24 protein-coding genes are annotated in these 25,645 nt (G+C 72.9%); 10 read left to right on the plus strand and 14 right to left on the minus strand.

The annotated features are described in order from the left end of the window. The first annotated feature begins 13 nt into the window (after positions 1-13). The 5 genes from ACFYV5_RS24115 (at position 14) to ACFYV5_RS24135 (ending at position 5,397) form a co-directional block, all read left to right on the plus strand. The gene (locus tag ACFYV5_RS24115) at positions 14-1,336 is read left to right on the plus strand and encodes an erythromycin esterase family protein (protein WP_355116225.1); all 1,323 of its coding nucleotides are present in this window, start codon (positions 14-16) and stop codon (positions 1,334-1,336) included. 88 nt (positions 1,337-1,424) lie between these two features. Then, entirely contained in the window at positions 1,425-2,681 is a 1,257-nt protein-coding gene (locus tag ACFYV5_RS24120) for an alpha/beta hydrolase (protein ID WP_389171689.1), read from the plus strand. Between the two features lie 210 nt (positions 2,682-2,891). Next, positions 2,892-3,509, plus strand: a complete 618-nt coding sequence (locus tag ACFYV5_RS24125) for a hypothetical protein (RefSeq protein WP_355116229.1) — start codon at positions 2,892-2,894, stop codon at positions 3,507-3,509. Continuing rightward, a complete protein-coding gene (locus ACFYV5_RS24130) occupies positions 3,506-4,222 on the plus strand; it encodes a 3-keto-5-aminohexanoate cleavage protein (RefSeq protein WP_389171693.1) in 717 nt (238 codons plus the stop codon). Before ACFYV5_RS24125 ends, ACFYV5_RS24130 begins: the two co-directional genes overlap by 4 nt. Positions 4,223-4,326: 104 nt before the next feature. Further along, positions 4,327-5,397 carry an RNA ligase (ATP) gene (locus ACFYV5_RS24135; protein ID WP_389171696.1) on the plus strand — a complete coding sequence of 357 codons (1,071 nt, stop codon included), beginning with the start codon at positions 4,327-4,329 and terminating at the stop codon, positions 5,395-5,397. Between the two features lie 70 nt (positions 5,398-5,467). Here ACFYV5_RS24135 and soxR read toward each other — a convergent pair whose 3' ends face one another. After that, a complete protein-coding gene (gene soxR, locus ACFYV5_RS24140) occupies positions 5,468-5,935 on the minus strand; it encodes a redox-sensitive transcriptional activator SoxR (protein ID WP_355116233.1) in 468 nt (155 codons plus the stop codon). A 109-nt stretch (positions 5,936-6,044) separates the two neighbouring features. On the opposite strand from soxR, the gene ACFYV5_RS24145 reads away from it, so the two are divergent. Further along, positions 6,045-6,506: a MaoC family dehydratase gene (locus tag ACFYV5_RS24145; RefSeq protein WP_355116235.1), complete on the plus strand. Its 462-nt coding sequence runs from the start codon at positions 6,045-6,047 to the stop codon at positions 6,504-6,506. Here ACFYV5_RS24145 and ACFYV5_RS24150 read toward each other — a convergent pair. Next, the gene (locus ACFYV5_RS24150) at positions 6,497-7,132 is read right to left on the minus strand and encodes a TetR/AcrR family transcriptional regulator (RefSeq protein ID WP_355116237.1); all 636 of its coding nucleotides are present in this window, start codon (positions 7,130-7,132) and stop codon (positions 6,497-6,499) included. The two genes, ACFYV5_RS24145 and ACFYV5_RS24150, sit on opposite strands and share 10 nt — an antisense overlap. Before the next feature lie 123 nt (positions 7,133-7,255). Then, a complete protein-coding gene (locus ACFYV5_RS24155) occupies positions 7,256-8,407 on the minus strand; it encodes an acyl-CoA dehydrogenase family protein (RefSeq protein ID WP_355116265.1) in 1,152 nt (383 codons plus the stop codon). Positions 8,408-8,480: 73 nt separating this feature from the next. On the opposite strand from ACFYV5_RS24155, the gene ACFYV5_RS24160 reads away from it, so the two are divergent. From ACFYV5_RS24160 to ACFYV5_RS24175, 4 genes are read left to right on the plus strand one after another with little or no spacing between them, the layout of a single operon-like run. Then, positions 8,481-9,158 (plus strand): TetR/AcrR family transcriptional regulator, encoded by a 678-nt coding sequence (locus ACFYV5_RS24160; protein ID WP_355116239.1) that lies wholly within the window; start codon positions 8,481-8,483, stop codon positions 9,156-9,158. Further along, positions 9,125-10,495 (plus strand): HEAT repeat domain-containing protein, encoded by a 1,371-nt coding sequence (locus ACFYV5_RS24165; protein ID WP_389171702.1) that lies wholly within the window; start codon positions 9,125-9,127, stop codon positions 10,493-10,495. Before ACFYV5_RS24160 ends, ACFYV5_RS24165 begins: the two co-directional genes overlap by 34 nt. A gap of 18 nt (positions 10,496-10,513) precedes the next feature. After that, the gene (locus tag ACFYV5_RS24170; protein WP_389171705.1) at positions 10,514-11,209 is read left to right on the plus strand and encodes an ArsR/SmtB family transcription factor; all 696 of its coding nucleotides are present in this window, start codon (positions 10,514-10,516) and stop codon (positions 11,207-11,209) included. A gap of 32 nt (positions 11,210-11,241) precedes the next feature. After that, the gene (locus ACFYV5_RS24175; protein WP_355116244.1) at positions 11,242-12,168 is read left to right on the plus strand and encodes a DMT family transporter; all 927 of its coding nucleotides are present in this window, start codon (positions 11,242-11,244) and stop codon (positions 12,166-12,168) included. Between the two features lie 10 nt (positions 12,169-12,178). Here the strand turns inward: ACFYV5_RS24175 and ACFYV5_RS24180 are convergent, their stop codons facing one another. The 11 genes from ACFYV5_RS24180 to ACFYV5_RS24230 form a co-directional block, all read right to left on the minus strand. Further along, positions 12,179-13,258 carry a Zn-dependent alcohol dehydrogenase gene (locus tag ACFYV5_RS24180; protein WP_389171974.1) on the minus strand — a complete coding sequence of 360 codons (1,080 nt, stop codon included), beginning with the start codon at positions 13,256-13,258 and terminating at the stop codon, positions 12,179-12,181. Between the two features lie 20 nt (positions 13,259-13,278). Beyond that, positions 13,279-14,670, minus strand: coding sequence for an aldehyde dehydrogenase family protein (locus ACFYV5_RS24185; protein WP_389171709.1), 1,392 nt, complete (start codon positions 14,668-14,670; stop codon positions 13,279-13,281). 93 nt (positions 14,671-14,763) lie between these two features. Continuing rightward, on the minus strand, positions 14,764-15,249 hold the full coding sequence (locus ACFYV5_RS24190; protein WP_389171712.1) for a DUF3574 domain-containing protein: 486 nt from the start codon (positions 15,247-15,249) through the stop codon (positions 14,764-14,766). Between the two features lie 86 nt (positions 15,250-15,335). Continuing rightward, a complete protein-coding gene (locus ACFYV5_RS24195; RefSeq protein ID WP_389171716.1) occupies positions 15,336-16,115 on the minus strand; it encodes a class F sortase in 780 nt (259 codons plus the stop codon). After that, positions 16,102-16,752: a hypothetical protein gene (locus tag ACFYV5_RS24200; RefSeq protein ID WP_389171719.1), complete on the minus strand. Its 651-nt coding sequence runs from the start codon at positions 16,750-16,752 to the stop codon at positions 16,102-16,104. Before ACFYV5_RS24200 ends, ACFYV5_RS24195 begins: the two co-directional genes overlap by 14 nt. 155 nt (positions 16,753-16,907) lie before the next feature. After that, on the minus strand, positions 16,908-18,317 hold the full coding sequence (locus ACFYV5_RS24205) for a CitMHS family transporter (RefSeq protein WP_389171721.1): 1,410 nt from the start codon (positions 18,315-18,317) through the stop codon (positions 16,908-16,910). 135 nt (positions 18,318-18,452) lie between these two features. Then, a complete protein-coding gene (locus tag ACFYV5_RS24210; RefSeq protein WP_389171724.1) occupies positions 18,453-20,648 on the minus strand; it encodes a molybdopterin-dependent oxidoreductase in 2,196 nt (731 codons plus the stop codon). 79 nt (positions 20,649-20,727) lie between these two features. After that, entirely contained in the window at positions 20,728-21,348 is a 621-nt protein-coding gene (locus tag ACFYV5_RS24215) for a TetR/AcrR family transcriptional regulator (protein WP_355116255.1), read from the minus strand. 73 nt (positions 21,349-21,421) lie between these two features. After that, positions 21,422-22,699 carry a hypothetical protein gene (locus ACFYV5_RS24220; protein WP_389171727.1) on the minus strand — a complete coding sequence of 426 codons (1,278 nt, stop codon included), beginning with the start codon at positions 22,697-22,699 and terminating at the stop codon, positions 21,422-21,424. Next, positions 22,696-23,421 carry a hypothetical protein gene (locus ACFYV5_RS24225; RefSeq protein WP_389171730.1) on the minus strand — a complete coding sequence of 242 codons (726 nt, stop codon included), beginning with the start codon at positions 23,419-23,421 and terminating at the stop codon, positions 22,696-22,698. The genes ACFYV5_RS24220 and ACFYV5_RS24225 overlap by 4 nt, the downstream gene beginning before the upstream one ends. 98 nt (positions 23,422-23,519) lie before the next feature. After that, complete coding sequence (locus ACFYV5_RS24230; protein WP_389171733.1) at positions 23,520-25,580, minus strand: right-handed parallel beta-helix repeat-containing protein; 2,061 nt, start codon at positions 25,578-25,580, stop codon at positions 23,520-23,522. Between the last annotated feature and the right edge of the window lie 65 nt (positions 25,581-25,645).

Consider the following 25,645-nt stretch of genomic DNA (forward strand, 5'->3'; position numbering starts at 1 on the left):
GCAGGCTTGGTCCATGAACACGCTCACACGACATCGGTTACCGCTGGTGGGGGCGGTCGTGGCCCTCTGCCTCGCCGCCCTCGCCCCCGCCGCAGCCCGGGCGGACGCACCGGCCACGCCGGACCCCGCCCGTGAACTGGCCCGCACCGCACGACCCCTGGACGACCTGGAGCCCCTGGACCGGATGATCGGCTCGGCCAAGGTCGTCGGCATCGGGGAGGCGACCCACAGTTCGGCCGAGTTCTTCGAGACCAAGCACCGGATCTTCGAGCACCTGGTGGAGGAGAAGGGCTTCACCACCTTCGCCCTGGAGGCCAACTGGTCCACGGGCCTGCTGATCGACGACTACGTACGCTTCGGCAAGGGCGACCCCCGGCAGATCCTGCGCGACGAGTTCCAGAATGCGTACCGCTTCTGGAACACCGAGGAGTACCTCGACCTGATCACCTGGATGCGGCGGCACAATCTGCGCCACCCGGATCATCAGGTGCGGTTCATGGGCAACGACCTGGGCTACGCGGGGCCGAACCTCTTCGACACGGTCACCGGCTATGTGGCCCGCACCCACCCGCGGCTGCTGCCGCGCTTCCAGCAGCTGTACCGGGCCTCGCGGCCGGTCGGTGAGGTCGACGCCTGGATGAACGCGTACCTCGTCAAGCCGCACGAGGAACGCCGGCGGATGGCGGCGGACGTGAACCGCGCGCTCGCCCTGCTGGAGCGCCAGAAGCCCGGCCGGGACCGCGAGGAGCACGCCTGGACGGTCCAGCACGCACGGGTGATCGCCCAGGTCGGCACGGAGTACGCGCACGACATGACGGGCACGGGCGTCGCCGACGCGATGCTCTACCGCGACCGGATCATGGCCGAGAACACCGTGTGGTGGCAGCGGCGGACCGGTGACCGGATCGTGCTGTCGGCGCACAACGGTCACGTCGGCTACGAGACGACCAAGCCGGACCAGTACCCGCGGCTCCAGGGCGCCTTCCTGCGCGACGCGCTCGGCCGGGACTACGTCAGCATGGGCGCCTCCTTCGGGCGGGGCTCGTTCAACGCCCATGACACCGGGACGCCGGGCGAACCGATCCGGAGCTTCACGGTCGGCCTGCCGGGCGAGGGCAGCGGCGCCGAGACGCTGGACCGGGTGTCGGCGCGCCCCTTCTACCTCGACCTGCGCGCGACGACGCCCGCCGCCCGGGACTGGCTGGCCGTGCACCGCCCGGCCTGGCTGATCGGTACCGCCTACCCGTGGGAGGGCAGCCAGGCGCCGGTCCGGCTCTCCACCTCGTACGACCTGCTCGTCCACTTCCCGGAGATCTCCGCGGCGCGTCTGCGCTGAAAGCCTGGCCGTCCCTCCGTGTGCGCAGGATGCTGGCGCGGGAAGCGACTCCTCAAGCGCTTCCCCGACGCGGAGGGACGGACAGACCATGGCCGGGATCAGTGTGGAGCCGTACCGGGAGATCACCTTCGACAAGGACGGCGACGGGGCGGCCGGGCAGCACGAGGCGCTCGCGGGGCTGGCCCGTCAGGGGGTCACGGATCTGGTGATGTTCGCCCACGGGTGGAACAACTCCCGCTCCGTGGCCACCCGTCTGTACGGGGCGTTCTTCGCCCCGTTTCCGGAGGCCCTGAGGCCGGATGTGCGGGTGGGGTACGCGGGGGTGGTGTGGCCGTCGATGATGTTCTCGGACGAGCCGATCCCCGACTTCGAGTCCGTGGCCGGGGTGGTTCCGGACGAGCCGGTCGCCGACATGGAGGCGGTGGCGGCCGTGCACCCGGGCAAGGAGGCGGTGGTGGGGCGGCTGGCCATGCTGCTGCGGGAGCAGCCGGACGACGAGGCGGCCCTCGCCGAATTCGGCGAGCTGTTGCGGGAGTTGACGGACACGAACGGCTCGCGCGCCTTCGCGCAGGAGGGCCCGGACGTGCCGGACTTTCTGCTGGGGGACCCGGTGGCCGTCTGCGCGATGTTCGCCGACGCGCTGGAGGAGGCGGCGGGGCCGGGGAGCGTGCCCACGCCGCGCGAGGCGTTCGGGGGCAGGCTGACGCGGTACTGGAAGGGCGCGCGGGAGGCCCTGCGGCAGGCCACGTACTACACGATGAAGCGCCGGTCCGGCACGGTCGGCGAGCGGGGACTCGGTCCGCTGCTCGGCGAACTCGCCCGCTCCTCCCCCGGGCTGCGGATCCATCTCGTCGGGCACAGCATGGGCGCCCGGCTCGTCTCGTACGCCCTGCGCGGGCTGCCCGCCGGGGCACGGAACGTGGCGTCGGTGACGTTGCTCCAAGGGGCCTTCTCGCACTACGCGTTCGCGGCCCGGCTGCCGCACGAACCGGGCCGGGGCGGTTCGCTGCGCGATCTCCAGCGGCGGGTCGACGGTCCGGTGGTCGCCTGCTACTCGCGGCACGACACCGCCCTGCGCGTGATCTATCCGCTGGCCTCGCGCCTGGCCCGGGACGCCGAGTCACTGCTCGCCGGCGACAAGCGGTGGGGCGCGATCGGCCACGACGGCGTCCAGGCGGTCCCCGGCACGCCCGTGCTGACCCTGGCGGCGGCGCTGCGCGACGGAATCCCGCCGACGGGGTGCGTGAGCGTCGACGCGGCGGAGGTGGTCGGGGAGCACAGCGACATCTGCCACGCGGAACTGGCACGGGTGGTGGCGTCGGCGGGCCGGATCGGGAGGCGCTAGCGAGCCCGGCATGATCGGCAAGACACCCCCTGGGGCGAGTCCCGGCCGGTACGTCTCGCCCCAGCTCGCTCCCGCACGCCTCTGTCGGGCCCGTCGAATTCACGCCTCTGATGGGCCCCATCGGATTTTCGATGGAACACGACGGGGCAGTCGTTCGTCCATCCCATAACGTCCTTGACGCCGAAGTACCACCGACGGAGGTGCGGAGCGATGGCGGGTTTCCGGAGTCTTGCGAGACAGGTGCGCGATCCGGGGTGCGACACGGCGCTGCGGAGGTATTCGCTGCGCAAGTGCCTGGAGCGGTTCGCCCCGTACGGGCACCGCGCGACCTGGGACCATCTGTGCCGCAGGCACAGGTTCGGGCCCGAGGACCGGGACCTGGATCCGGGGCGGCTGGTGGCCGCTCTGGAGGAGTTGGAGGAGGCGCGGGCGGTGTGGCTCGCGTACGAGAAGGAGTTCGCGGCGCGGCGGCGGCACGAGAAGCACCTCGGGCTGCGCCGGCCCGGCGCGCTGGACGACTGGCACCGGCGGACCTGGGGCGGCAACGGCGTGGCACGGTGCGACGATCCGGCGGTGCATCCGTCGGAGCCGCTCGCCGAGGTGCTGCGGCGGCTGATCGCGGCCCTGGAGTCCGATCCCGGGGAGCACTGCCCGGTGTGCGCGGGGCCCCGGATCGAGTGGCGGCCGGATCTGGACGACGAGCCGTGGTTCGGTCCGGTGTGCGGGGACTGCGGGGTGGTGGTGCCTCGGGCGGTGCTGACGGCGGGGGCCCTGGCGCGGGCCCGGGCGCGCGGAGAGTCGGTTCCGCGGCTGGCGTCGGTGGCATGATCCAGGTCTGTCTGAACGGGGGCCGCGGGCCGGGGGATTCGGCGGCCGTGCCGATGTCTCCGGCCGCCATGGCGGAAGCCGCGGCGGAGGCGGTCGCGGCCGGGGCCTCGGACGTGCATGTGCACCCCAAGACTCCGTGCGGGGGCGACACGCTGTCGCCCCGCGTGCTGGCGGAGACCCTGACGGCGCTACGGGAGGCCGTGGACGTTCCGGTCGGTGTGACGACGGGCGCCTGGGCGGAGCCCGATCCGGTGCGGAGAGTGGAGCGCGTCCGCGCCTGGACGGTCCTTCCCGACCACGCCTCCGTGAACTGGCACGAGCCGGGCGCCGAGGAGCTGGCGGCGGCGCTCCTTGACCGGGGCGTCGGCGTGGAGGCGGGCCTCTGGTCGGGCACGGACGGCCCCGAGCGCTTCCTCCGCTCGCCCTTGGCGCCCCGGGTGCTGCGGATCCTCGCGGAGGTCACCGACCCGGATCCGAGGACCGCCGCGTCCACGGCCCGCGCTCTCCTGACCGACCTGGGCACCGCCCACGGCCGCCCGATCCTCCTCCACGGCGAGAACGCCGGCACCTGGCCGGTCCTCCGCCTGGCTCGTCGCCTGGGCCTGTCCACCCGGATCGGCCTGGAGGACACCCTCCTCCTGCCGGACGGGACCCCGGCGAGGTCGAACGCTCAGCTCGTCTCGGCCGCGGTCCCGGTGACCGTCCCCGAGTAGGGGGACAGCGAGGCTAGCAGCATAAAATCCGCTGGCTCACGGGGTTTTCGCACCGGCACAGTGTCCGCCGATGAGACCGAGACCCGAGCCACCGGAGCACCGACATGTCGACCTTGCGCGTCACCGCCGAGCCACTGACCGTCCATGAGCACCCCAACGCCGACGCGCTCGAGCTGGCCCAGGTGGGCCTCTATCGAGCCGTCGTCGCCAAGGGCGCGTACCGCACCGGTGATGTCGCCGTGTACATCCCGGAGCAGGCCGTGCTGCCCGCCTCGCTCGTCGACGAGCTCGGGCTGACCGGGCGGCTGGCCGGGAGGGCGTCGGACCGGGTCAAGGCGGTGCGGTTGCGCGGGGAGTTGTCGCAGGGGATCGTGTGCCGGCCCAAGGCGCTGGCGGAGGTCGATCTGGCCGCCGCGGCCGCCGAGGGGACCGACTTCGCCGGGCTCCTGGGCATCACCAAGTGGGTGCCGCCGATCCCGCCGACGATGAGCGGGGACGTGGAGTCCGCGCCGGATCTGCTGCCGTGGGTCGACATCGAGAACCTGCAGCGGTATCCGGACATGTTCGAGCCCGGCGAGCCGGTGGTCCTGACGGAGAAGCTGCACGGTTCGGCCTGCCTGGCGACGTACGTCGCCGAGGACGGCCGGCTGCGCGTCTCCTCGAAGGGGTTCGGCGCGAAGGGGCTCGCGCTCCGGGAGGACCCGCGCAATCTGTACTGGCGCGCGATCCACGGGCACGGCGTGCCGGCCGTCGCGGCGCGGCTCGCCGAGCGGCTGGGCGCCCGCCGGGTCGGGCTGTTCGGTGAGGTGTACGGGGCCGGGGTGCAGGACCTCGGCTACGGCGCGAACGCCCGCGCCGAGGACATCGGTTACGCCGTCTTCGACGTGTCGGCCGAGATCGACGGCCAGGTGCGGTGGCTGGACCCGGCCGAGGTCCTGGAGGCCGGTGAACTGCCGCTCGTACCGCGGCTGTACACCGGGCCGTACGACCCGGATCGGGTGCTGGAGCTGGCGAGCGGCCGGGAGACCGTGTCCGGGCGCGAGCTGCATCTGCGGGAGGGCGTCGTGATCCGCCCGGTGACGGAGCGGTACAGCCCGGTCGTCGGGGGCCGCGCCATCGCCAAGGCCGTCAGCCCGGCCTATCTGACCCGCAAGGGCGGCACGGAGTACGAGTGATCTGTCCGGCCGACCGGAACCGAGGGGCCCGTCCACGGGGGTGGCGGGCCCCTCTCCGTACGGACACGACCTAGGAGGCGTCCCGGCTCTCCGCCAGCAGGCGCGAGCCCGTCATCCGCTCGCCGAACACGTCGTCGGGGTTGGACAGCACACAGTTCTGCAGCGACAGGCAGCCGCAGCCGATGCAGTCGGTCAGGTGGTCGCGCAGCCGTCCGAGCTGCTTGATCCGCTCGTCCAGCTCCGTGCGCCAGGCCGCCGAGAGCCGCGCCCAGTCCTCATTGGTGGGCGTGCGCTCCTCGGGGAGTTCGGCGAGCGCCTCGCGGACGGTCGCGAGCGGGATGCCGACGCGCTGCGCGGCCCGGATGAAGGCGACCCTGCGCAGGATGTCGCGGCCGTAGCGGCGCTGGTTGCCGCTGGTGCGGCGGCTGCTGATCAGGCCCTTGGCCTCGTAGAAGTGCAGGGCGGACACGGCGGCGCCGCTGCGCGCGGACAGCTGGCCGACGGTGAGTTCGTGGATCTTCTCTGGAATCTGCGGCACCCCTCGAACCCTACTGTCCGTTGACAGTGGGCCCCTCACCCCACATGCTGAGCAAGCGCTTAGACAGTGCTGAGACAGGTGCTCACAGGTACAGAAGGGACGAGGAAACATGGCTGAGCCGAGGATCTTCACCTCCGCCGAGGAGCTGCGCGCCGGAGTCGGCGAGCAGCTGGGCCACAGCGACTGGCTGGAGATCGAGCAGAAGCGGATCGACCTGTTCGCCGACGCGACCGGTGATCACCAGTGGATCCACGTGGACCCCGAGCGGGCGGCCACCGGGCCGTTCGGGAAGACGATCGCGCACGGCTATCTGACGCTGTCCCTGCTGCCGACCCTGGTCCCGCAGATCATGCGCGTCGAGGGCATGAAGATGGGCATCAACTACGGCACCAACAAGGTCCGTTTCCCCTCCCCCGTACCCGTCGGCTCACGGCTGCGCGCGAGCGCCGTGCTGACCGAGGTGACGGAGGCCGGCGGCGGCGTGCAGGTCACCGCGACCGTGACGGTGGAGCGCGAGGGCGGCGACAAGCCGGTCTGCGTCGCCGAGTCGGTCTCGCGCTACTACTTCTGAGCGCCCACCATCCGCAGCACGAGGTCGGCGTAGAGCGCGCCGACCTCGTCCGGCGTCCGGCGGCCCTGCGTGGTGAACCAGCGCGACACGTCGATGCAGAGGGAGAGCACCGCGACGGTGGTGCCCGGCACGTCCGGCACGTCGAACTCCCCCGCCGCCACACCCTCGTTGATGATCCGGCGCACGGCCGCGTCGGACTCGCGGCGCAGCTCGACGATCTCGGCGCGGTGCTCGGGGCCGAGCGCGTCGAGCTCGTACTGCACGACCCGCGCGGTGGTGTGCCGCTCGGCGTGCCAGCGCACGAAGGACCGTACGGCGTCGGCGAGCCGCTCGCCCGCCGTGCCCTCGCCGTCGGCCGAGGCCCGGAGGATCTCCAGGGCCCTGTCGTGGCCGATGCGGCTGATCCGGTGGAGCAGCTCTTCCTTGGTCTTGTAGTGGATGTAGAGCGCGGCCGGGCTCATGCCGGCCCGGCCCGCGATGTCCCGGGTCGTGGTGGCGTGGTAGCCGCGCTCGGCGAACGCCTCGACGGCCGCGACGAGCAGCCGCCTGGCCGCCTCGGGCGTGACCTCGCCCCACGGCACGTCCTCGCCGCCGGGCGTCTCCTCCGCCGCGTCCGCCGCGCTCATCGTTCGCCCCTTACTCCAGCCGTCAGGACGAACACCATACAACGAAGCTGAGCAAGCGCTTAGAGCACGGAGCCTCCCCGGACGGGCCCTGGCCGGGACACCCGGCCTCGCGCCGCTGCGCCCTCAGAAGGCCGAGACGCCCGTCAGGGCGCGTCCGATGATCAGCTTCTGGATCTGACTGGTGCCCTCGTACAGCGTCATCACCCGGGCGTCGCGCAGCAGCTTCCCGACCGGGTACTCGTCGATGTAGCCGTAGCCGCCGAAGACCTGGAGGGCGTTGTTCGCGGCGCGGACGGCGGCCTCGGAGGCGTACAGCTTGGCCTTCGACGCGGCGGTGGCGAACTCCTGGCCCCGATCGATCAGATCGGCGACGCGCCAGGTCAGCAGCCGTGACGCGTCCACGTCGACGGCGATGTCGCTGATCAGCTCCTGCACCAGCTGGTACGAGGCGATGGGCTTGCCGAACTGCTCGCGCTCCCCCGCGTAGCGCACGGCCGCGTCGAGCGCGGCCTGCGCGATGCCGACACAGCCGGCCGCGACCGACATCCGCCCCTTGGCCAGGGCGGACATGGCGAGGGAGAAGCCCTTGCCTTCGGGGCCGAGCATCGCGGAGGCGGGGACGCGGAGGTCCTCCAGGACCAGCTCGGCGGTCGCCTGGCCGCGCAGCCCGAGCTTGCCGTGGATGGTGCGGCGGGTGAGGCCCGGGGTGTCCGTGGGGACGAGGAAGGCGGAGACGCCCCGGTGACCGGGCGCGTCGCCGGTGCGGGCGAAGAGCAGGACGACATCGGCCCAGGTGCCGTTGGTGATGAACATCTTCGAGCCGTTGATCACGTACGTGTCCCCGTCGAGGACGGCCTTGGTGGCGAGGCTTCCGGCGTCGGACCCCGTGCCCGGTTCGGTGAGCCCGAAGCAGCCGACGGCGTCGCCGGAGCTGAGCCGGGGCAACCAGGCGCGCTTCTGCTCCTCGGTACCCCAGGAGGCGATGGTCTTGGCGACGAGGCCGAGCGAGACGGAGACGATGCCGCGCACGGAGGAGTCACCGCGCCCGAGCTCCTCGGTGACGAGGCAGTAGGAGAGGTGGTCGCCGCCCGAGCCGCCGTACTCCTCCGGGATCGTGAGGCCGAGGAAGCCGACGGCGCCGAGCTTCTTGACGATCGACTTGTCGACGTTCTCGGCCCGGTCCCATGCGACGACATGCGGAGCGACCTCGCGCGCGACGAAATCCTCGGCGAGCCGCCGTACGGCTTCCTGTTCCTCGCTGAGCTCCAGGTTCACTGCCACACCGACCTTCGGGACGAGTTAAATTAGCACTGCTAGTTTAGAGTGCGCAGGGCCTACTATGTGCGCCATGGCCCGACCGCGCAAGCCCCTCCTCAGCCGAGACCGGATCGTCGAGACGGCGAGCGCGCTCGTGGACGCGGAGGGTCTCGCCGCCGTCTCCACGCGGCGGCTCGCGGCCGAGCTGGGGGTGAGCGGGCCGTCGCTCTACAACCACTTCCGCACCAAGGACGAGATCCTCGACGCCGTCGCCGACGCGGTCAGCGCGAAGGTCGACCTGTCGATGTTCGAGGAGGGCGACGGCCGCGACTGGCGTACGGCGCTGGGCGACTGGGCCGCCTCCTACCGCGCCGCCCTCGCCGACCACCCGAACATCGTCCCGGTCCTGGCGCAGGGCCCCGGCCGCCGCCCGGCGGGTCTGAAGGTCGCCGACGCGGTCTTCGGCGCGATGGTCCGCGCGGGCTGGCCGCCCGCCCAGGCCACGTACATCGGCGCGCTGATGCGGTACTTCGTCACCGGTTCGGCGCTGGGCTCCTTCGCCCGCGGCTTCGTCGACGACGAGACGGCCTACGACCCGGCGGACTACCCTCACCTCGGCCAGGCGCACCTCCTGGCGGAACACCGGCAGAAGGTCGACGAGGGCGCGTTCGAGACGGGACTACGGGCGCTGCTCGACGGCCTGGCGGTGCAGTACGAGGCGGGAGTGCGGGGGACATGGACGAGGCAGGACGCGACGAGCGACTCGTAGCGGCGGTACGGGCGGGGGACGCGTGGGCCGTCCGTGACCTGCTGTCGTCCGGCGCGAGTCCGGACGCCACCGGGGAGGACGGCCTCCCAGTGCTGTGCGCGGCGATCGCGGCGTACGAGGACGAGGTGGTGCGGGCCCTGGTGGAGAACGGGTCGGACCCGGACCGCCTTCTCCCGGACGGGACGACCCCGCTGTGGCGCGCGGTCGACGGCGGCTCCCCCGCCGTCTTCACCTCCGCCCTGGGCCGTGACCTCCGCCTGCTCCCGGAGGCGGAGCGGCAACGGCTGCTCGCCCTCGCCCGTGGCTGGGTCGAGACGGGGACCGAGGCCGAACTGCGACGCAGGACGGAGGCGTCGGGGCCGGCGGAGTCCGTCACGGTCGAGGACGGCGCGTTCGGTCACGGCACCGTGGACCTGGTGTCGCTCGGCGGGCGGAGCGTCCGGGCCGGACACAGGGCGATCGTCACCTTGCTGGAGTCGTACCTTGGCATCCTGACGCCCCGGGAGGAGCTGATGGCGCGGGCCTTCGCAGGGACGGACCCGGGCCATGTGGAGCGGTGGGCGGCCGCGTTCGCGCTGAGCGAGCGGCGCGACAGGGAGACCTGGTCGTCGGTGGTGGCAGACCGCCGGCACCCGGACCGCGACCGCAGGGGGTTCGTGCTCCGGGTGCTGCGCTACGCCGATGTCGTCCGCTTCGTGTACCCATGCCCGTACGAGCGCGAGGAGACCGATCTGCTCGCCGCCTGGGCGGCCGAGGAGACCGACCCGGAGCTTCTTCGGGACCTGCTCGACTTCTTCCTCGGACGCGGTCATCCGGAGCAGGAGGCGATCGGCCTGCGGTACGCGGACCATCCCGACGCACCGGTGCGCGCGGAGGTGCCGTACGCGCTGGGCTCCGAGGGCGCGCCGCTGACGCCCGCGGCCCGTACGGCGCTGCTCGCCCTCGCCCGTGATCCCGACCCCGGCGTGCGCTCGGCGGCCGGGAGCGTCCTCGGCCAGTGGCACGACCTGAGCCCCGAGGTCGGCCGTGCCCTGCTCGATCTGACCCGGGACCCCGATCCCGGGGTGCGGCGGCGGGGCGCTGAGGCGCTCGCCCTGTCCGAGGACCGCTCCCCGGAGGCGTCGGCCGCCTTGTGGGCGCTGCGCGGCGAGGAGGATCAGCAGCTGCGCCTCGAAGGCGCCCACGGGCTCGCGCGACGGGACGATCCGCGCACCGAAGAGGCGTACGAGCGGGTGGGACCGCTCACGGGCCCTGAGTTCGAGCACGATCACCGGGTCGACGCGCTGATCCACCACCGGTGGCGCCGGGACGACCGTTCGGCCGCCACCGCAACGTGAGCGCGCCATCCTGGTCCCATGGCACCCAGAGACCTCGCCGCCCTCGCGGCGCTCTTCGCGGACGAGACCCGCGCCGCGTTCCTGCTCGCCCTGCTCGACGGGCGGGCCTGGACCGCAGGGGAGCTGGCGCGGCACGCGCGCGTGGCGCCGTCCACCGCCAGTGAGCACCTCGGGAAGCTCGTGGCGGGCGGGGTGCTCGCGGAGGAGCGGCAGGGGCGGCACCGGTACGTGCGCCTCGCCGACCCCGGGATCGCGCACCTCGTCGAGGACCTCGCGACCCGCGCCGAACCCGCCGTGCGGCACCCGCCCCGCGGTCTGCGGGGAGCGAGCGTGGGGCAGGCGATGGCCCGGGGACGTACCTGTTACGACCATCTCGCCGGGCGCCTGGGGATCGCGATCACCGAGGCGATGACCGGGCGCGGGCTGCTGCGCCAGGACACCGGGTTCGCGCTCACCGACCGGGGTGTCGCGTGGTTCGGAGAGCGCGGCATCCCTCTGACCGCCTCGGGGCGGCGGCCGGTCGCGCGCGGCTGCCTCGACCGGACCGAGCGCAAGCCGCATCTCGCGGGGATCGCCGGCGCGGCGCTCTGCGCGCATGCGCTGGACAGCGGCTGGTGCGTACGGATCGGGTCCGAGCGCGCCGTGAAGGTGACTCCGGAGGGGGAGGACGCCCTCCACCGGGTCCTCGGCATCGACCCGTCGATAATGCGGTGAGCGCCGAAGGGTCCAGGGCCTACGGTCACCCCATGACCAACTCCCCCGCCACCTCGCGCCTGGCTCTCGCCGCGGCCGGTGTCACCGTCGTCCTGTGGGCCTCCGCCTTCGTCTCGATCCGCAGCGCCGGAGCCGCCTACTCCCCCGGCGCGCTCGCCCTCGGCCGGCTCCTCGCGGGGGCTCTCGTCCTCGGAGCGGTCCTGCTGATACGGCGGGAGGGGCTGCCGTCGCGGGCGGCCTGGCCGGGGATCGCGGTGTCCGGACTGCTGTGGTTCGGCGCCTACATGGTGGTGCTCAACTGGGGTGAGCAGGAGGTCGACGCGGGTACTGCCGCGATGGTCGTGAACATCGGGCCGATCCTGATCGCGCTGCTCGGTGCCCGGTTCCTCGGCGAGAGGCTGCCGCCGCGGCTGATCGCGGGGATGGGCGTGTCGTTCGCGGGGGCCGTGGCCGTGGGCCTGTCCATGTCGGGCGAGGGCCACGCCTCGGTCCTCGGTGTGGTGCTCTGCCTGCTCGCCGCCGTCGCGTACGCGGGCGGTGTCGTCGCCCAGAAGCCGGCGCTCGCCCACGGAAGCGCCCTTCAGGTCACGACCTTCGGGTGCCTGGTCGGCACGGTGGCCTGCCTGCCGTTCGCGGGGCAGCTGATCGACGAGGCGGGTCGCGCCCCGCTCTCCGCGACCCTGAACATGGTCTACCTCGGGGTGTTCCCGACCGCCCTCGCGTTCACGACCTGGGCCTACGCCCTGGCCCGGACGACCGCGGGCCGGATGGGCGCGACGACGTACGCCGTGCCGGCGCTGGTGGTCGTCATGGCCTGGGCGTTCCTGGGCGAGCTGCCGGGGCTGCTGACGCTGGCCGGTGGCGTGCTGTGCCTGGCCGGTGTCGCGGTCTCGCGCTCTCGGCCGAAGTCCGTGGAGAAGACGGCCGAGAGCGCCGAGACGGCGCCGGAAACGGTCTAGGAGCCCGGCTCTAGAAGACGACCAGCGCCCGGCCGCCCTTGCCCGCGAGCATGTTGTCGAAGGCGCCGGGGATGCCGTCCAGGGTGATCCGTTCGGTGACCAGTGTGCTGAGGTCGAGGCGGCCGGCCCGGATGTGCTCGGCGAGGACGGGCAGGTCCTTCGCCGGGTCGGAGTTCCCGTACACACAGCCGGACAGGGTCCGGCCCCAGTGGAAGAGCTCCAGGGCGTTGAAGGTGACCTGCTGGTCCTTGCCGCCGATGCCGACGACCGTGGTGCGGCCGCCGCGCCGGGTGGAGTCCCAGGCGGTACGGATGGTGACGGCGCGGCCCACGCACTCGACGGCCACGTCGGCCCCCTGACCGCCGGTGAGTTTCCGGATCTCCCTGGCAGTGGTCTCGGAGGCGACGACGTACTCGGTGGCTCCGGCGGCCCGGGCCAGGGCCTCCTTCTCGGGCGACACGTCGACCGCGACGATCGTCGAGGCGCCGGCGATCCGGGCGGCCTGGAGCGTGGCGAGGCCGACGCCCCCGACGCCGAAGACGGCCACCGACTCCCCTTGGCGTACCCGCGCCGCGTGGTGGATCGCGCCCCAGCCGGTCAGGACGGCGCAGCCCAGCAGGGCGGCGTCGGTGAGCGGCACTCCGTCCGGTACGGGCAGCACGCAGCCGGCCGCGACGACGGTCTCCTCCGCGAAGGCGCCGACGTTCAGGCCGGGGTGGAGCTCGGTGCCGTCCTCGGTCACGGCGTGCACGTTCGCCGCGCCCGTGAGGGCGTCGGCGCAGAGCCAGATCTCGCCGATCGAGCAGGGATGGCAGGTGCCGCAGGACGGCGCCCAGTTGAGGACGACCGCGTCGCCGGGAGCGACATGGGTGACGCCCTCGCCGACGGAGAGGACCGTCCCGGCGCCCTCGTGGCCGAGGACGGCGGGCATGGGCAAGCGCATGGTCCCGTTGGAGAGGGACAGGTCGGAGTGGCAGACCCCGGCGGCGGCGAGGCGGATGCGGACCTGGCCGGGGCCGGGCTCGGGCAGTTCGATGCCGGCGATCTCCAGGGGGGAGCCGACGGCGGGCAGTATCGCGGCGCGGATCACGCTCACAACTCCTCGGGCGCTCAGAACTGCAGGGACTTGGTCTGGAGGTACTCGGCGAGGCCGTGCGCCCCGAGTTCGCGCCCCACGCCCGACTGCTTGTAGCCGCCGAACGGGGCCAGCGGGTTGAAGCGGCCGCCGTTGATGTCGACCTGACCCGTCTCCATCCGGCGGGCGAAGGCGACGGCCGCCTCCTGCTCGCCCCAGACGGCGCCGGCGAGGCCGTACACGGTCCCGTTGGCGATGGCGAGGGCCTCCTCCTCGTCCTCGTACCGCAGGATCGAGACGACCGGGCCGAAGATCTCCTCCTGGGCGATCGTCATGTCCGGCGTGACGTCGGCGAAGACGGTCGGGGAGACGTAGTAGCCGGTCTCCCGCGGGGTCTCCGGGCCGCCGGCGACGATCCGGGCGCCCTCGGCCACCCCCTTCTCGATGTAACCGCGCACGCGCTGCTGCTGCTTGGCGTTGACGAGGGGGCCGACGCGCTCGCCGGGGACGTACTTCGCGACGGCCTCGGCGGCCAGCGCCACCGCCTCGTCGTACCGGTCGGCGGGGACGAGCATCCGGGTCCAGGCGCTGCACGTCTGGCCGGAGTTGGCCATGACGTTGGCGATGCCGACGGCGACGGCCTTGCCGAGGTCGGCGCTCGGCAGGATGACGTTGGCGGACTTGCCGCCGAGTTCCAGGGCGACCCGCTTGACGGCTCCGCCGGCGGTGGCGCCGATCTGCCGGCCGACGGCGGTCGAGCCGGTGAAGGAGACGAGGTCGACGTCCTCGTGCTCGGCGAGCGCCTGCCCGGCGACCGGGCCGAGGCCGGTGACGAGGTTGAAGACACCGGCCGGGATGCCCGCCGCGTGGACGGCCTCGGCGAAGAGCTGGGCGGTCAGCGGGGTGTCCTCGGCGGGCTTGAGAACGACGGTGCAGCCGGCGGCGAGCGCGGGGGCGACCTTGGCGACGATCTGGTGGAGCGGGTAGTTCCACGGGGTGATCGCGCCGACGACGCCGACGGGCTCGGAGTAGACGGTGGAGTTGCCGACCTTCTCCTCGAAGGGGTGCGTGGCGGCGAGTTCCGCGTACGAACCGGCGACGGCGATCGGCAGGCCGGTGTGGACGGCCGCGGCGAGCTGGGGCGGAGCGCCGAGCTCGGCGGTGACGGTGGCGGCGATCTCCTCCGCGCGGGCCGCGAGGGCGTCACGCAGGGCGCCGATCAGGGCGGCGCGTTCGGCGGGCGGGGTGGCGGCCCAGCCGGGGAACGCGGCGCGCGCGGCGCGCACGGCGGCGTCGACGTCCTCGGCGGTGCCGGCCGGGACATGGCCGATGACCTGCTCGTCCGCCGGGTTGATCACCGCGATCGTGTCGTCGGAGGAGGCGGGGCGCCACTCCCCGCCGATGTACATCGCGTCGTGGCTCTTCATCCGCTGTCTCCTCTGCGCCTACCGGCCGGTTCGTCGTCCGCAGACCAAACTAGCGCTGATAGTTTTGTGGCGCCAGAGCCGCTTTCCGCTGCCTCAGAAGTCGGCCAGGGTCGGCTCCTCCAGCCGGGCCACGGACTCCTGCCCGAATGCCTGCTGGTACGCCTCCCTGATCCGCTCGATCCGCGGGTCGTGCAGCGGCGCCTGGGCCGCCGGGTACAGCAGGATCAGTTCGTACGAACGTTCCCGCTCGATGGTGCCGGTCCGGTCACGCCACTGTCCACGCCCGTTCTGGACGGTCAGGCCGGCCGGAAAGGCGGGGGTGACCTCCCTGTCGACGAAGGCCATGAACTGCTCGTCGCTGACGTCCGGGCCGCCGTCGGGGCGCTCCGTCCCGAAGAACAGCCGCGTCTCGACGTAGGCCTTGCCGCGCGTCTGCGCCATGGGCGCGGTCGGCGAGGCCGTGTCCTCACCGAGGGTGGCGTACGCGGCGGGGGCGCCGGCCGCGAGCAGCAGCCCGGCGGCGGCGACGGCGACACGGGTACGGGTGTGGGTACGGGTGACCGGAAGACGGAGGGGCATGTGCGCGTCCTTGTGGTTCGGGGCCGGGAACGGCGGGAGCGGGGCACCCGCCTCCCCGTGGCGGTGCCCCGCCCTCGGCGCCCGGGTCAGATCTGCCGGGCGATGTCGGTGAGGTGGGCGAAGACGACGACGTTCGACTCGTACCCCGTCTTGGGGTCGAACGAGCCGCCGCAGGTGAGCAGCCTCAGTTCGGGGCGGTTCGTGGAGCCGTACACCTCCTGGTCGGGGAACTCCGCCTTCGTGTAGGTGCGGACCTTGTCGACGGTGAAGACGGCGACCCGGCCGTCGGCCCGCGCGACCCGGACGGTGTTCCCTGGGCTGAGCGAGTTGAGGTTGAGGAAGATGGCCGGACCCGTGCGGGTGTCGCGGTGGCCGACGACGATCGCCGTACCGCGCTCGCCCGGACTGGGGCCGTCCTTGTACCAGCCGACGATCCGGGGATTGTCGGCCGGTGGGGTGCCGAGCTGCCCGGCACGGTCGAGCCCCAGGCCGATGACCGGGGCCTCGATCGTGATCGCCGGGATGGCGAGGTTGGTGGCGCGCGAGCGCCCCAGGGGCGCGGGCGGCGGCTTGGGCCGGACCGGTGCCGCGGGCGGGGGCTGCGTCTGGGGCTGGACCGGTGCCGCGGGCCGGGGCTGAGCCTGGGGCTTCTGGTCGGGGTGCCGCCCCGGTCCACCCGGGGCGGCACCGGAGTCCGGGGCCGCCCCGGGCGCGGCCGGAGCGGCGGCGACCGGCGGGCCGGACGGTTCCTCGTCCTCGGCCCACCAGACGCCGCCGACGACCAGCGACAGGGTCACCACCACCGTCCGGGCGAGCCGGAGGAGGCGCCGCTGTCGGCGCGTGGTGCGGGACCTACGCGGCGCCATCGGTGCGGCGGCGCGACCGGCGGACGAGGATCAGACCCGCCGTGCCGGCGACGCCGGCGGCGATGGCCGTTCCGATCCCGAAGGTGGAGCTGTCGGACGCGAGTTCGGCACTACCGCCACCGCCGGCGCCGACCGGGCCGTGCGGGGGCTTGTGGTGGGGCGGCTTGCCGTTGTCTCCGTTTCCGCCGTTTCCGTTCCCGCCGTTGTTGCCGTTCGGGTCCGGGCAGTCGACCCGGAAGACCTTGCTCTTCTTGGCGCCCAACTGGCCCTGCCAGGTCCACTCGACCTTGTACATGCCGTCGTTCAGCTTCAGGTTGGTCAGCTCGGGAGCCCTGCCGTCGCCGTTGATGTCGAGCGTGACGGTTCCACTCTCCACCGGGGTGCCGCCGCCCGGCTGGTGGAAGATGTCGTAGCGGACCTGGTCGAGCCCGTCGAAGTTGAAGGCCGCGATGTAGAACTGGCAGACCTTGGTGTGGGTGCTCTGATCGGGTTCCTGGGTACCAGCCCGGTGGATCTTGATGTCGCCGTTGTCGCCGGGGGCTGCGAACGCCGCGGGGGCGCCCGCGAGGGCGACACCGCCGAGGGCGAGGGTCGCCACGGCGGTGGACAGCAGGGGGCGGACTGCCAAAGCGGTCATGCGGGGGTTCCTCCAGTCATGAAGACGTCGGACTATCAGCCGATAATCTGACTATCTGTCATGGCATGGATACGGAGGGTGGCAGCCGCGCCGCGACACCCTCCGTATTCACTCTCCCGGCCGAGGCGCCCACTCACCCCGCCCCAGGGCGCCCGCTAGATGACGCCGAAGAGGATCCCCGCCGCGAGGACCACCAGCGACGTGAGCGCCGCCCACTTCACCGTGAACCTGGTGTGGTCGCCGAACTCCACCTTCGCCATGCCGACGAGGACGTACACGGCCGGAACCAGCGGACTCGACATGTGCAGGGCCTGGCCGGCGATCGAGGCGCGCGCGATCTCCAGGGGCGACACGCCGTGCGCCGCGCCCGCCTCCGCGAGGACCGGCAGCACGCCGAAGTAGAAGCCGTCGTTCGACATGAAGTACGTCAGCGGGAGGCTGAGGACACCCGTGACCAGGGCCATGTGCGGGCCCATGCCGTCGGGGATGGCGCCCACGAGCCAGTCGGCCATGTGCTCGACCATGCCCGTACCGGTGAGGACTCCGGTGAACACGGCCGCGGCGAAGACCATGCCGGCGACGTTGAGGACGTTGTCGGCGTGGGCGGCGATACGGGCCTTCTGGTCGGCCATGTCGGGGTAGTTGACGGTGAGCGCGAGCGCGGCGCCGAGCAGGAAGAGCACGGGGATCGGCAGCAGTTCGAGGATCATCGCGGTGAGCAGCGCGACGGTGAGGCCGGCGTTGAACCAGTAGAGCCGGGGGCGCAGGGTCGGACGGTTCGGGTCGAGGCCCTGGAAGCCCTCGTCGGCGCCCTCGGGCAGCGCGGGAGCGGCGCCGGAGGGGGCGTCACCGGGGCCGCCGGAGCCGGAGCCGCCGGAGCTGCCGGAGCCGCCACCCGCCGTGACCAGGACCGTCTCGGCCTCCGGCTCCAGGATCTCGTCCAGGGAGAGGTAGCCGACGCGCCTGCGCTCGCGGAGGCCGAGGACGTACGCGAGGACGAAGACGAAGAGCAGCCCCACGCCGAGCGCCGGGATCATCGGCACGAAGATGTCGGCCGCGTCCACCTTCAGCGCGGTCGCGGCGCGGGCGGTGGGGCCGCCCCAGGGCAGGGTGTTCATGACGCCGTTGGCGGTGGCGGCGACACCGGTCATGACCACCAGGCTCATCCCGAGCCTCTTGTAGAGCGGGTACATCGCCGAGACGGTGATCATGAAGGTGGTCGAGCCGTCGCCGTCGAGCGAGACGATCGCGGCGAGCACGGCCGTACCCACCACGACCCGCATCGGGTCGGCCTTGCAGAAGCGCAGGATGGCCCGGACGATCGGGTCGAAGAGGCCGACGTCGATCATCACGCCGAAGTACACGATGGCGAACATCAGCATCGCCGCGGTGGGCGCGAGCTTGCCGACGCCCTCGATGACGTAGTCGCCCAGCTGGGCACCTTGTCCGACGAAGACGCAGAAGAGCGCCGGTATCAGCACGAGCGCCGCGATCGGCGACATCTTCTTCGTCATGATCAGGACCAGGAAGGTCGCGATCATGGCGAAGCCGAGGATGGTCAGCATCGAGGACACCTCACGTTCACCCTTGAACTCCCACCGGGGAGGCTCCCGCCAGAACGGCGGTCGCGACGACGTTAGGTGCCCTCTTCAGCCGTTAACAAGATGTTGACGCGTGAGCAATACGAGCAAAACACCAGGTCACAGGAGGGGCGATACATCCACGGGGAAGCCGTTGAGCACCGCGGTGCCGGAGAGCGGGTCGAGCCGGGAGCCGTCGAGGAGCTGGTTGACGTTGACTCCGGGACGGGCGGCGGCGACGGTGAGGCGGGTGCCCGGACGGTCGTGCCCCCAGCCGTGCGGCAGGCTCACCACCCCGATCCGTACGGCGTCGGTGATCTCCACCTCGACCTCCAGCTCGCCGCCCTCCGCCCTGACGCGGGCCGGCTTGCCGTCGGCGAGGCCGAGGCGGTCGGCGTCGTCCGGGTGGATCTGGAGGGTGCACCGGTTGGAGCCGCCGTTGAGGGACGGCGCGTTGTGCAGCCAGCTGTTGTTGGAGCGCAGATGCCGCCGGCCGACGAGCACGAGGCCGTCCGGGGCCGCGTCCAGGGCGGCGCGCAGCCGGGGCAGGTCGGCGGCGAGGGGAGCGGGCAGCAGTTCGACGCGGCCGCTGCGGGTCTTGAGGAGCGTGGGGACGCGGGGCTTCAGCGGGCCGAGGTCGATGCCGTGGGGCGCCCGGAGAAGGTCGTCGAGGGTGAGGTCGTACGGGCCGAGGCGGAGCATCATGTCGAGGCGGCGTTCGGGCCCGGTGGCGCCTGTGAGGGTGGCGGCGACGGCCTTCGGATCGGCGCCGTGGACGGGCGAGTGCTCCTGGGCGACGGCCTTGGCGAGGGTGGTGTCGACGGCGAGGTCGTCCACGGCCGAGGGCGGGGCGCCGTGCATCCCGGAGACGGCGAGGATCAGCCGGGCGTGGATCTCGCACTCGTCCATGCGTCCCTCTTCCAGAGGGACGGCGGCCGGCGTGAAGCGGGCCTGATTGCGGACGGCGAATCCGTTGAAGGCGAAGTCGAAGTGGGCGCTCTGCGACGGCGGCGGCGGGGGCAGCACGACGTCGGCGTGGCGGGTGGTCTCGTTGAGGTACGGGTCGACGGCGACCATGAAGTCGAGGGCGTCCAGGGCGGCGTCGAGGCGCCTCCCGTCGGGTGCGGACAGGACGGGGTTGGCGGCGATGGTGATCACGGCCCGGATGCGGCCCTCGCCCTCGGTCTCGATCTCCTCGGCGAGAGCGGCCGTCGGGAGCTCGCCCTTCGCCTCGGGGTGGCCGGAGACGCGGCTGCTCCAGCGGCCGAGCGCGAAGCCCTTGCCCGGTCCGGCCGGGCGGGGCGCGGGGGCGGTGGCGGAGAGCGGGAAGAGCGCGCCGCCGGGGCGGTCGAGATTGCCGGTGAGGACGTTGAGGACGTCGACGAGCCAGTTGGCGAGGGTGCCGTACGCGACGGTGGAGCTGCCCATGCGGCCGTAGACGGCGGCCGAGGGGGCGGCGGCGAGTTCGCGGGCGACGGCGCGGACGGTGGCGGGGTCCACGTCGCAGGCCGCGGCGACGGCCTCGGGCGTGAAGTCCCGTACCGCTTCCCGTACCTCCTCGACTCCCTCGACGTGCTCGGCGAGCGCGCCGAGGTCGGTGAGGTCCTCCGCGAAGAGGGTGTGGACGAGCGCGGCGAGGAAGAGGGCGTCGGCGCCGGGGCGGATGGCGACGTGGCGGTCGGCGAGCCGGGCCGTGCGGGTGCGACGCGGGTCGACCACGGTGAGGGTGCCGCCGCGCTTGCGCAGCGCCTTGAGCTTGCCGGGGAAGTCGGGGGCGGTGCACAGACTTCCGTTGGACTCCAGGGGGTTGGCGCCGAGCATCAGCAGATGGGCGGTGCGGTCCAGGTCCGGCACGGGGATGGCGAAGGGGTCGCCGAAGAGCAGTCCGCTGGAGACGTGCTTGGGCATCTGGTCGAGGGTGGAGGCGGTGAAGAGGTTCCGCGTGCGCAGGGCGCCGATCAGGAGGGGCGGGTAGAGGGCGCCGGCCATGGTGTGGACGTTCGGGTTGCCGAGGACGATGCCCACCGCGTTCGGACCGTGCTCGTCGACGAGGGGCCGGATCCGGGCGGCGATGGTGTCGAACGCCTCGGTCCAGGTGGCCTCCTGAAGGATGCCGTCCTTGCGGACGAGGGGCCGGGTGAGCCGGTCGGGGTCGGCGTCGACCTCGCCGAAGGAGGCGCCCTTGGGGCAGATGAAGCCCCGGCTGAAGACGTCGTCGCGGTCTCCGCGGGCGGCGGTGACCCGGCTGCCGTCGAGGGTGAGGGTCAGCCCGCAGGTGGCTTCGCAGAGCGGGCAGATGCGCAGAGCGGTGGGCATGGGGGCTCCCTGGGGCGGCAGGCGACGGCGACGCGCGGGCACCAGCGAGCATACCGACCGGTACGCACGGTGGGGAGGGTCATGTCATCGAGGGCGCCAGATAGGCGTAGAGGAGCTCGCGGGTCTCGGCCACGAGCCCCGGGTCCCCGGACGGGTCCGTACGGAAGGCGAGCTGGAGCAGCGCGTCGGCGGCCTCCACGCCGACCAGCACCTTGCGGTGCAGGACGTCGTCGGCGGTGCGGCCGAGATGGGTGGCGAGGAGCCCGCAGAGGCGATCGGCGACGAGGTGGTTGGCGTCCTCGCCGGACCCTTCGTCGCTGGGGGCGGCGGGGACGCCGAAGTCGACGAGCGCGAAGCCGGGGACGGTGCGCTTCATGGCGATGTACTCGTCCAGGACGGCGTCGATCGCGCCGTACGCGTCGACGCGTCCGGCGGCGGCGAGCCGGGCGGAGATCCGCTCGGCGTAGCGGTCGAGGTTGCGCTGGGCGAGGGCGGCGGCCAGGGCGCGCTTGTTGCCGAAGAAGCGGTAGACGGAGCCGATGGGGACGCCCGCGCGGAGGGCGACGGCGCGGGTGCTCAGCTGCTCATAGCCGGTCTCGTCGAGGAGTTCGGCGCAGGCGTCGAGGATCCGGGCGAGGCGTTCGGCGCTGCGCTGCTGGACGGGGGTGCGGCGGAGGGATGGCGGGGGCACGGGGTCCATGATGCCGCTCCGTCGCCGCGAGGGACCGGCGATGCGCGGGGTCGGGCGGTGCGGGGGTTCCGGCGGTGCGCGGTCAGGTGATGAGCAGGCCGATACCGCCGAGGGTGTACGCGATCATCAGCGCGAACAGCGGGAGCTGGCCGGCCACGGCGCGGGCGGGCGGGAAGAGGCGCACGGAGCGGTCGTGGGCGGCGACGACGCCGAGGACGTGGCCGGTGACGATCGCGGCGACCTGGAGGGTGGCGAGGCCGCCGGGGGCCAGAGGCGGGGCGGGCGCGGGGGCGTTGTCAGTGCCCACTGCCATCATGACGGTACGTGGCCCTTCGGTCACGAACAGTGTGAAGTAGTGGGCGACGAGGTAGCCGACGGCGATCGGCAGAAGGGAGTGGGCGAAGGCGGTGAGGGGGTGGCTGAGCGTGCGGGACATCAGGCGCAGGGTGCCTGCGCACAGGGCGTAGAGGGCGGCGACGAGGGCGACGGCGGTGAGCAGGCCGAGGGTGGCGGTGGCGGTCGGGCCGAGCGGGGAGGTCTGGAGGGTGGTGATCCAGCGCGGGTTGTCGGAGACGCCGTCGTAGGCGGTGGAGCCGAGGAGGACGCAGACGGTGGCGACGAGTCCGGGGGTCTGAGGGGTGGAGTCGAGGCCGTCGAAGGGCGAGCGCAGCACGAGCCGGCCATCGGCGCGGCGACCGAGCGGGGAGAGCCGGGCGAGGAGGGTGGAGTAGACCTCGAAGGGGTCGGCGTGGGCGAACCAGTCGGGGCCGTGGCGGGCGGCGCCGAGGAGGCCGGTCGCCGTGAGGACGGCGAGGAAGGTGAGAAGGGTGGTGGAGGACGCGGGGTCGGGGGCGGCGAGTTCCAGCCAGGCGAAGAGGAGGAGTCCCGCGGCGGCGGGGCGGATGCCGAGGCGGGCCGGGAGGGGGCGGGGTCTGCGGGGTGCGGGAAGCAGGGCGTGGAGGGCGCGCAGGGGGTTGAGGAGGCGCCAGACGAGACCGAGGAGCAGGGAGGCGGGGACGAGCCCGACCCAGAGCAGGACGTAGACGGCGCCGGCGGCGGGGTTGCGGTCGGGGTCGTCGGGGCCGAGGAGGAGGTGGAGCAGGACGGCGAGGGCGGCGGCGCTGCCGGCGAGGCGGAGAGCGGCGCGGGTGGCCCGGGCGTCGGCGAGGCGCTGGAGGGCGGCGGGCAGGGGGCGGCCCGCTCGGTCGCCGCGGAAGCGGGAGGAGGACCAGAGCAGGCCAAGGGCGAGAAAGGAGACGAAGAGCGCGGCGAACGCGCCGGCGTAGGCGTAGAAGGGCGAGAGGGGGAGGTCGTGCCGGGAGCCGACGCCGTGGGCGAGGAGGGACGCGGGGGCGGTCACCGGACGACGAGTTGGGTCAGCAGGAGCCCGGACCCATGGGTCTCGACCTCGAAGAGTCCGGTGCGGTCGACGGTCAGGGTGAGAGTGGCGGGCCGGCCCGGGGCGAGGGGCAGTTCGCGGTCGTAGCCGTGGACGTGGAGGGTGTCGGCGCGGTCGCCGGTGACGTGGAGGGTGAGGTGCTCGCCCTTCTTCAGCTCGACGCGGGAGGGAGGTGGTTGTACGGAGGTTCCGGTGACGGTGATCTCGACGGTCCGGCCGGTGGTCGGCGTCGGGGCGGGGGCGTGCGTCGAGCCGAGAAGGAGGGCGGCCTCGACCGGCTTGCCCGCCACGGCCCAGACGGTGTGGTCGTCGGCGTGGAGGCGGACGGTCACGGCGCGGGCGCCGGGCGGGATGTGGTGCCAGGGGCCGTAGGCCCGGCCGGCCTCCTTGCCGTCGACGAGGACCCGGGCGTAGCCCCGGCCGGGGATCGCGGCACCGCCGACGCTCTCGGGGGTGAAGCGGAACCGCTCCACGGTCAAATGGATGTTCCAGCCGCCCGCGGTGTCGGGCCGCGACGCGATCCGCACGGCGGGGGCGCCCTCGGCGGGCACCTCCCGCAGCCGGTGCCCGCTCTCGTCCCGCGCCGCGAGCAGCGTGCCGCTGCCGCCGGTGACCTCCTGGTGGCTGGTGCCCGGCTTGTGGTGCGTCGTGGGCCGCCCGCCGCACCCGGCGGCGAGCAGCACGACGGCGAGGACAACGACCCCCCACGGACGGCGAACGCCCCCCGGACCCCGCCCGCCGCGGGCGGCAGGCCCGGTCGCCCAAGCGGCGGGCCGCCGGCTCACGGTGTCGCTCCGGCGCTCGGCGCGGTGGTCGGTGCCGAGGGGGTCGGCTCGCCAGGCGCCCGGCGGCCCGCGGCCGCCACCGCCCACAGGATCCACACCACCGCGAGCAGCCCGCGCAGCCAGGCCGGGCTGAGGGGGATCCAGGGGATCATCAGGACCGCCTTGTCGAAGGCGTCGAGGAGGGTGAGGGCGCCGAGGGCGAGGGTCATCCAGGCGAAGGCGGGGCGGGCCGGTCGAAGGGACACTCCGAGCGCCGTCCACCAGGCGCCGACCAGGAGCAGCGCCAGGGCGGGCACGGGGCCCGAGGACAGGCCCAGGGTCGAGCCCGCCACGTCCAGCGCCAGGCCCCCGAGACCCACGAGGGTCGCCGCGCCCGCGAGCCGGACGCCGCGGAGCCTGCGCCACCACAGGACCCCGCCGACCGGGGCGAGGATGAACGCGAACGCCAGGGCGAGCTGGGTCTCGACGCGCTGGATCCCCCGCGCCCCGTACCAGTCGCAGCCGGCCGGCAGCCGCCGCGCCTGGACGCTGTAGTCGGCGCAGACCAGCAGGTGCGCAAGCTTGGCCGGTTCGCCGACGAGCCGGTCGGTGTTCCCGGAGACCTCGCCCCACCGCGCCCCGCACGCGGGCAGGGCACCCGGGCTGGACGCCCCGGCGTCGGCCTGCCAGCAGTTGCCGCCCCCCTGGCCGTCCCACCACACGTCCGTACGGTTGGGACGGGACACGCCGGACCGGTCGACGCCCAGGTGGTTGCCGGCGTAGCGGTTGTGGTGGGAGGTGTCGGTCTGCTTGCCCCAGGCCGACTCGCCGCGGATGAAGGCGGGGACGGCGCTCAGGAAGAACGCGGCGCGCTGGTGGCCGTACACCCAGTTGTTCTCGTACAGGTTCCAGTTGCCGCCCGCCGTGATGATGCCGGTGCCGGGCGGCATGGAGATCTGCGGGCAGACGACGCCCTGTTCGTAGCCGCGCTCGACGGGCGGCTTGGCGCAGGTGCCGTCGGCGACGTACCGGTAGTAGTTCTGGTTGTTGTCGTGGATGAGGTTCCGCTCGAAGCGGGCGTGGTTCTGGGGCAGCCCGGGGTGGCCGGGGAAGGCGGAGTCCATCGACGCTCCGCCCATGTTGTGGTCGAACTCGTTGTCGTGGACGTGGACGGAGTCCCCCGCCGTGCCGGAGTAGCCGACCATGTTGTGGTGGCTGCGGCAGCCGGTGATCTCGATGGAGTAGCGGGGGACCTCGTAGCCGCGGCCGTTGTTGATGTCGGAGGCCGAGCCGGGGTAGATGCCGGAGTCCCCGTTGCCGTACGACTCGCAGTTCTTGTAGAGGCCGTGGTCGGAGGCGAAGGTGAGGAAGCCGTACTCGTCGTTCCACCGGGTCAGCACGTCGTCGATGACGAAGCCGTCACCGGCGAGCACGTACAGCGAGTTGAAGGTGGTGCGCTGGGCGGTGAAGTTGCGGAAGTAGATGCCGTCGGACTCGTCGGCCCGTATCGCGTTGAGCTTGGTGTATCCGGCGTCGAAGACGACGTCGAGGCGTGAGGCGCCGGTGCCCTCGATCTGGAGGTTCTTCTTGCCGAGGATCGCGACCAGGTTCTGGTTGTGCGGGCACTGCTTCTGCTGTTCGTACGACAGGACCTGGTAGCCGAGCGCGGACTCGGGCGCCTTGAGCGCGGCGCAGGCTCCGGTCGGCGCGGGCCGCGAGGGCTCCTCCTCGTACAGTCCGGGCAGCACGGCGATGGTCATGCCGGGTCTGTCGACGGCGTCGACGGCCTGTTGGAGATGCCGGTGGCCGCCGCGCGCGCACCGCTCGAAGAGGGCCAGGTTCCGGGCCTTCACCTCGGCCGGGAAGCCGGAGATCCGGCGGGTGAACTCGGCCCGGTCGGTCTTGCAGACCAGCAGATCGGGTTCCCCGGTGCGCAGCGTCGGCACGCTGCCGGAACCGTCGGGAAAGGTGACGGGCCGTTCCTCGTGGGCCCGGGCCCCTGGGGCGGTGACAAGGGCGGCGGCGAGCGCCGTGAGAACGACCGAGAGCGCGACAAGGAGCCTGCGGGTCCGCGACATGCGCGTGAGAGTAGAGCAATGTTCACCTTTTGGAACCCCCTCGGCACAGAACACGTCGAATCGAG

It is taken from the genome of Streptomyces sp. NPDC003035 (genome assembly GCF_042888285.1).
Classification (GTDB): Bacteria; Actinomycetota; Actinomycetes; order Streptomycetales; family Streptomycetaceae; genus Streptomyces.

Excerpts from the sequence above, each read along its gene's own strand:
- ACFYV5_RS24185 (WP_389171709.1), bottom strand. The coding sequence starts at position 14,670 with ATGAAGAGCCACGACGCGATGTACATCGGCGGGGAGTGGCGCCCCGCC.
- ACFYV5_RS24130 (WP_389171693.1), top strand. The coding sequence starts at position 3,506 with ATGATCCAGGTCTGTCTGAACGGGGGCCGCGGGCCGGGGGATTCGGCG.
- ACFYV5_RS24160 (WP_355116239.1), top strand. The coding sequence starts at position 8,481 with ATGGCCCGACCGCGCAAGCCCCTCCTCAGCCGAGACCGGATCGTCGAG.
- ACFYV5_RS24115 (WP_355116225.1), top strand. The coding sequence starts at position 14 with ATGAACACGCTCACACGACATCGGTTACCGCTGGTGGGGGCGGTCGTG.
- ACFYV5_RS24150 (WP_355116237.1), bottom strand. The coding sequence starts at position 7,132 with ATGAGCGCGGCGGACGCGGCGGAGGAGACGCCCGGCGGCGAGGACGTG.
- ACFYV5_RS24215 (WP_355116255.1), bottom strand. The coding sequence starts at position 21,348 with ATGGACCCCGTGCCCCCGCCATCCCTCCGCCGCACCCCCGTCCAGCAG.
- ACFYV5_RS24175 (WP_355116244.1), top strand. The coding sequence starts at position 11,242 with ATGACCAACTCCCCCGCCACCTCGCGCCTGGCTCTCGCCGCGGCCGGT.
- ACFYV5_RS24190 (WP_389171712.1), bottom strand. The coding sequence starts at position 15,249 with ATGCCCCTCCGTCTTCCGGTCACCCGTACCCACACCCGTACCCGTGTC.
- ACFYV5_RS24125 (WP_355116229.1), top strand. The coding sequence starts at position 2,892 with ATGGCGGGTTTCCGGAGTCTTGCGAGACAGGTGCGCGATCCGGGGTGC.
- ACFYV5_RS24120 (WP_389171689.1), top strand. The coding sequence starts at position 1,425 with ATGGCCGGGATCAGTGTGGAGCCGTACCGGGAGATCACCTTCGACAAG.
- ACFYV5_RS24230 (WP_389171733.1), bottom strand. The coding sequence starts at position 25,580 with ATGTCGCGGACCCGCAGGCTCCTTGTCGCGCTCTCGGTCGTTCTCACG.
- ACFYV5_RS24205 (WP_389171721.1), bottom strand. The coding sequence starts at position 18,317 with ATGCTGACCATCCTCGGCTTCGCCATGATCGCGACCTTCCTGGTCCTG.
- ACFYV5_RS24145 (WP_355116235.1), top strand. The coding sequence starts at position 6,045 with ATGGCTGAGCCGAGGATCTTCACCTCCGCCGAGGAGCTGCGCGCCGGA.
- ACFYV5_RS24170 (WP_389171705.1), top strand. The coding sequence starts at position 10,514 with ATGGCACCCAGAGACCTCGCCGCCCTCGCGGCGCTCTTCGCGGACGAG.
- ACFYV5_RS24210 (WP_389171724.1), bottom strand. The coding sequence starts at position 20,648 with ATGCCCACCGCTCTGCGCATCTGCCCGCTCTGCGAAGCCACCTGCGGG.
- ACFYV5_RS24200 (WP_389171719.1), bottom strand. The coding sequence starts at position 16,752 with ATGACCGCTTTGGCAGTCCGCCCCCTGCTGTCCACCGCCGTGGCGACC.
- ACFYV5_RS24195 (WP_389171716.1), bottom strand. The coding sequence starts at position 16,115 with ATGGCGCCGCGTAGGTCCCGCACCACGCGCCGACAGCGGCGCCTCCTC.
- ACFYV5_RS24165 (WP_389171702.1), top strand. The coding sequence starts at position 9,125 with ATGGACGAGGCAGGACGCGACGAGCGACTCGTAGCGGCGGTACGGGCG.
- ACFYV5_RS24135 (WP_389171696.1), top strand. The coding sequence starts at position 4,327 with ATGTCGACCTTGCGCGTCACCGCCGAGCCACTGACCGTCCATGAGCAC.